Here is a 5,233-nt window from a genome sequence, read left to right as displayed (position 1 = left end):
GGCCGGGTGGCGGCGGGCTCGGACCTGACCTTGACCAGGCGGGCGTAGCCCTGGCGCGGCTCGACGACGAGCCGCCAGCCGCAGAAGTAGTCGAACCACTGCACGAGCGGCCGGCGGCGTTTCCTGACGAGGTCGAACGCGGCCGGGTCGTCGTGCCGGGACACGAGCGGACGGCCGAGGAGGGTCCTGATCGCACGCGCGATCTCCTCCTTCTCGGCCCTGACGAGCTGATTGGCCGGCCTGCTCATGCGCCCGCCGCCCTGGCCGCCGTCAGGGCCTCGCCCACGGCCGCCCTGGCCGCCGTGAGCGCCTCGCCGCCCGCCGTCCTGGCCGGCCGCGGAGCGTCGCCGACGGCGCGCACGTCGATGAGGTAGTCGGGCCCGCGCAGCCACCCTTCGGGGGTGCGCAGCACGGCCACCGCCCCGTCGCCCGGGGCCCGCAGCACGATCTCCACCCGGCCGTCGGAGGTGACCGCCCGCCGGACGCCGGTCGCGTCGGGGCGTTCGGCGAGGGCCCGGCCGAGCAGGTCGAGCAGCCGTCCGAACGGCTCGTGGTCGAGCTCCCCGAGCTCCGACAGCCGCAGCGCGCCCGTGGTGGCCAGCGCGGCCCAGGCCGCCTCCAGCTCGGCGCGTTCCTTCTCGGCCCTGGCCCGGCGTTCGGCCCGCACCGCCGCCACGTCGCGGATCCGTCCGGTGCGGCCCATGCGCTCGGTGCGGCCGCTGGAGCGCAGCAGCGCCGACACCTCGACCGGCTCGGCCTGCGCCCACGGGACGCCGGACGGGATCAGCTCGGCGTCGGCGTGGCCCAGGTGGGCGTGGCGGGCCGGGCCGAGCCCGAACGCGGCGTCCCACAGCCGGTGGGCGTCGTCCTCGCTGGGCGCGGCGGCGAACCAGCGGGCCAGTGTGCGGAAGTCGGCGGCGGCGCTGGAGGAGCGGCGGCGGGAGTCGGTGATCCGGTCGAGCACCTCCAGCAGCGCCACGATGGCCCGCCGCGCCACGTCGTGCAGCAGCCGCACCCGCGGCACGGCGCCGGCCTCGCCGGGCGCGAACCACAGCAGCAGCCCCTCCCACCGCTCCCGCCGAGCCGCCAGCCAGTCGGCCGCGGGGTCGGCGCCGGGCGTCTGAGGCAGGTCGGCGCCGTCGAGGGCACGGGCGTGCAGCACGCCGGCGCCGTGCGCCGCCACCGCCCGCAGGGCGGCGGCGATGGTGTCGCCGCGCTGCTCCAGGTCGGTCACGAACTCCTGCAGGTAGGCCACCGTGGTGGCCTTGACCTCATGGAACGTGGCCAGGTCGGCGCCCTCGACGCGCAGCAGCCGCTGCAGCTCGCCGTTGAACCGCCGGGTGTTGCCGCGCAGCGCGTCGAGGTGGGCCTCCAGCTCCTGCAGGCTCGTGAAGATGCGCCGGTTGCGGCCGGGGTCGGGGTCGCCGAGCAGGCCGTCCAGCTCCGTCAGCCGGTCGGCGATGGCGTCGAGGACGGCGGTCTGCAGCGCGCCCGCCGAGGCCAGCACGGCCATCGCGTGCCGCATCCCGGCGAGGGCGGCCTCGCCGCGCCTGGTGAGCGCGTACTGCAGGTTCCTGCGTTCGTACTCCTCGGCGGTGGCGAAGGCGCCCGCGTGGTTGAAGATCACGTCGAGCAGTCCCCAGCCGGCCAGTTGCTTCAGCGTGCCGGCCAGGTCCTGCTCGCCGACCGGCGCGTACCAGCCCACCGCGCGCAGCCGCTCGCGCACCTCCTCCGCCGTCAGCGCCGTCTCCAGCCGCTCGTCGGCCTCCCCGAAGGCGTGCAGCACAGCGGTGTGCAGGTCAGCGCGCTCGGTGGTGGTGAACCGGAACATCTCGGGCGGCACTCGTGGCGGCTCCGCCATCACCCCGCTCCCTCCCCCGGACGATTACAACGAGCAACCGTAGCGTCACAGGGCTTCGCGGCGACCGCTGTTTGCGAGCACATCACGGGGGTACGGCGCCACCATTATCGGAACCCGGGGGGACGGCAATGGCGGAGTTCGAGGCGACGCGCGGAATGCCCGCGGAGAGCATGGTCGTCTTCGGCGTCGCGTCCGACGTCGAGCTCATGGACCGCTGGCTGCCCCAGGGCCTGTCGGTGCACGACACCGGGCCCGGAACCATCGAGGCAGACGGCGACCTCGTCCCCGGCGCGGGCCACCACGAGGGCCTGTTCCGCGTCTCGGAGGAGCAGCTCAGGGTCGAGTGGGGCGGGCGCGACCACCCCGACTACTCCGGCTGGCTGCAGGTGTCCGACGCGGCCAGCGGGACGAGCGAGGTCACGGTGCACATCAGCCTGCTCGACGAGCCCGACTCCGGGCCGCGCGCCGACGAGGTGCGCGAGCTGCTCGACCGCTCCCTCGACCGCCTCGCCGAAGAGGTCGACAGCCGCATCCACGACGCCGGATGATCTACCTTCGGCCGGAAACCCCGCGCTGATCGGGGATGCCGCGGCGAGGACGGGAAAAGGCGGCACTCTTGGTACCGGCGGTTCTGATGTGACGGGGAATTTTACCCGTCATGGTATTCGTTGAACCCCCTGAGCTCAGCTAGCCTGGCTAGGACGTTTCCCGCAAACGATCTATTCGGCCGTCATTCCAACACGTCGGATCCTTTGCCGTCCACCCCTTGGAACCATGCGAATCCTGTCCAAAATTCTTTCGCCTCTCATGGCAGGCGCGCTAGCTATGTCGGGATTCTCCGGCATGGCCAAAGCAGCGGCCCCCGGGAAGCTCGACCGTTTCTACGGTCAGCGCCTGACCTGGGGAGACTGCGGCAACGGTTTCGAATGCAGCAAAATGTCCGTGCCGCTGGACTATGCGCATCCCGAAGCCGAACAGATTCAGATCTCACTGATCCGCCTGCCCGCCACGGGAAAGAAGATCGGCTCGATCGTCCTCAATTTCGGCGGCCCCGGCGCGTCCGGCGTCGAGTCGCTGAAGGACAGCAACGGCACCGTTTCTCCGGCCGTGCGCGAGCATTTCGACGTGGTGAGTTTCGACCCGCGCGGAGTCGGCGGCTCCTCGCCGGTGCGCTGCCTGGGCACGCTCGACCTCGACGCCTACCTGTCGATCGACCCGACGCCAGACACCGCCGGCGAGGAGAAGCAGGCGGAGCGGTGGGACCGCACCTTCGCCAAGAACTGCCTGCAGCATTCCGGCAAGAAGCTCCTCGCCCACGTCGGCACGGTCGACGCGGCGCGCGACATGGACGTGATGCGGGCCGCCCTCGGCGACGCCGGCCTGACGTACCTGGGCTTCTCGTACGGCACCTACCTGGGCTCGCTGTACGCGGACATGTACCCGAAGCGGGTGCGGGCCATGGTGCTGGACGGCGCGGAGGACCCGTCGCTGGACATGGACGCGTTCACCGAGGACCAGGACCGCGGTTTCGAGATCGCGACGAAGTCGTTCCTGCGCGACTGCTTCAAGTCCGCCGACTGCCCGTTCCGCCAGCGCACGGTCGAGGGCGCGCTGGACGAGCTCGACAAGCTCTACGCACGGGCCGACGACGCGCCGCTGCGCAACACCCGCGACGCCCGCCAGGTGAACGAGGCGGTCGTGCGGGCGGCGGTGGACTTCTCGATGTACCAGACCACCTCGTGGCCGCATCTGCGCAAGGCTCTCGCGGATGCGTTCAAGGGTGACGGGACGAAGCTGCTGCGCCTGGCCGACGTCGGCAACGGGCGGCGCACCGACGGCACCTACGACAACGACTTCGAGGCCCTCATGGCCATCAACTGCGTCGACCATCCCGAGGCGCCCTGCCCGCACTGGCCGGTCAAGGGCACCCGCTACCCGAAGAAGGTGCGGGCCCAGGGCTCGCCGCCGATCGTGGTCGTGGGCACGACGCGTGACCCGGCGACGCCGTACAAGCTGGCCAAGTCGCTGGCCAAGCAGCTGTCCAACGGCGTGCTGCTGACCAACGACGCCGACGGCCACACCGCCTACGGCGGGTCGTACTGCCTCGACCGGAAAATCGACGAATACCTGATCAGCGCGAAGCGCCCGCAGGACGGAGCCTGCAAGGTGTAACACCCCTGCACACCCCTGCTCGTCTCACCGGCCCCGCACCGTCCCACACGACGGTGTGGGGCCGGTGACGTTCGGGTCAATCCCGGGAGTGCCTGCGCGGACTCGGTGACGTGACGGGGCAGATTGGGCGGACGTAGCCGGAGATTCCCGCCCGAGGAGCCCATGGAGTCGCTGCTGGTCCTGCACGCGGTCGCGGCCGTCTGCGCTCCATGGCTCGCCGTGCGCCTGGGCCGCGCCTCCTTCTTCCTGCTGGCGGTCCCCCCGGCCGCCGCCTTCGGCTACACGGTGTGGCTGGCGGTGCGCGGCCTGCCCGCGCGGGAGAGCCGGCCGTGGGCTCCGGTGCTGGGGCTGGAGCTGTCGTTCCGCGCCGATCCGCTGGCCGTGCTGATGATGACGCTGGTCACCGGCGTGGGCGTGCTCGTGCTGGTCTACAGCGTGCGTTACTTCGGCCGCGGCGACGACGGGCTCGGCCGCTACGGCGGCGCCATGGTGGCCTTCGCCGGGTCGATGCTGGGCCTGGTGGCGGCCGACGACCTGATCCTGCTGTACGTCTTCTGGGAGCTGACCACCGTCTTCTCCTACCTGCTCATCGGCTACGACCCCGGAAGCCGGGCGAGCCGGCAGGCGGCGATGAAGGCACTGACGGTCACCACGTTCGGCGGCCTGACCATGCTGGCCGGGTTCGTCCTCATCGGGGAGGCGGCCGGCAGCTACCGGATCTCCGACATCGCCGCCCGCCCACCGGACGCCGGGCCGGTGGCCCTCGTGCTGGTGCTGACGGGGGCGCTGGCCAAGTCGGCGATCTTCCCGTTCAGCACGTGGCTGCCGGCGGCGATGGCCGCGCCCACGCCGGTGTCGGCGTACCTGCACGCGGCCGCCATGGTGAAGGCCGGGGTGTACCTGGTGGCCCGGCTGGGCCCGGTGTTCGGCGACGTGACGGTGTGGCGGGCCGTGGCGGTGCCGCTCGGTCTGGTCACGATGGTGCTCGGCGGGTGGCGGGCGCTGCGCGAGACGGACCTGAAGCGCCTGCTGGCGTACGGCACCGTCAGCCAGCTCGGTTTCCTCGTGGCGCTGTTCGGCTCGGGCAACCAGGGGGCCGCGCTGGCAGGGGTGGGGATGTTGCCGGCGCACGCGCTGTTCAAGGCGTCGTTGTTCCTGGTGGTGGGGATCGTCGACCACGCGGCGGGCACGCGGGAGGTG

The 5,233-nt window shown here is 72.0% G+C and carries 5 protein-coding genes; 3 read left to right on the top strand and 2 right to left on the bottom strand.

Annotated features, from left to right (window positions below; all coding sequences use genetic code 11):
• Both C1J01_RS45945 and C1J01_RS45940 read right to left on the bottom strand, forming a co-directional pair.
• Positions 1-248 (bottom strand): DUF2398 family protein (locus C1J01_RS45945; RefSeq protein WP_146615988.1); only part of this gene is annotated, 248 nt, incomplete at its 3' end.
• Entirely contained in the window at positions 245-1,861 is a 1,617-nt protein-coding gene (locus tag C1J01_RS45940; protein WP_220040451.1) for a TIGR02677 family protein, read from the bottom strand. The genes C1J01_RS45945 and C1J01_RS45940, both read right to left, overlap by 4 nt.
• A 128-nt stretch (positions 1,862-1,989) precedes the next feature.
• On the opposite strand from C1J01_RS45940, the gene C1J01_RS45935 reads away from it, so the two are divergent.
• From C1J01_RS45935 to C1J01_RS45925, 3 genes are all read left to right on the top strand, one after another.
• Entirely contained in the window at positions 1,990-2,409 is a 420-nt protein-coding gene (locus C1J01_RS45935; RefSeq protein ID WP_111185297.1) for an SRPBCC family protein, read from the top strand.
• Positions 2,410-2,797: 388 nt separating this feature from the next.
• Positions 2,798-4,033, top strand: a complete 1,236-nt coding sequence (locus C1J01_RS45930) for an alpha/beta hydrolase (protein ID WP_235855119.1) — start codon at positions 2,798-2,800, stop codon at positions 4,031-4,033.
• Between the two features lie 162 nt (positions 4,034-4,195).
• Positions 4,196-5,233, top strand: a 1,038-nt coding sequence (locus tag C1J01_RS45925; protein WP_268958817.1) for a proton-conducting transporter transmembrane domain-containing protein, incomplete at its 3' end; no start/stop codon positions are given.

The sequence above is a fragment of the Nonomuraea aridisoli genome (assembly GCF_003236395.1).
Taxonomy (GTDB): domain Bacteria; phylum Actinomycetota; class Actinomycetes; order Streptosporangiales; family Streptosporangiaceae; genus Nonomuraea; species Nonomuraea aridisoli.
The sequence above is the reverse complement of the archived record's forward strand: the minus strand, read 5'-3'. Positions and strand labels throughout refer to the sequence as shown.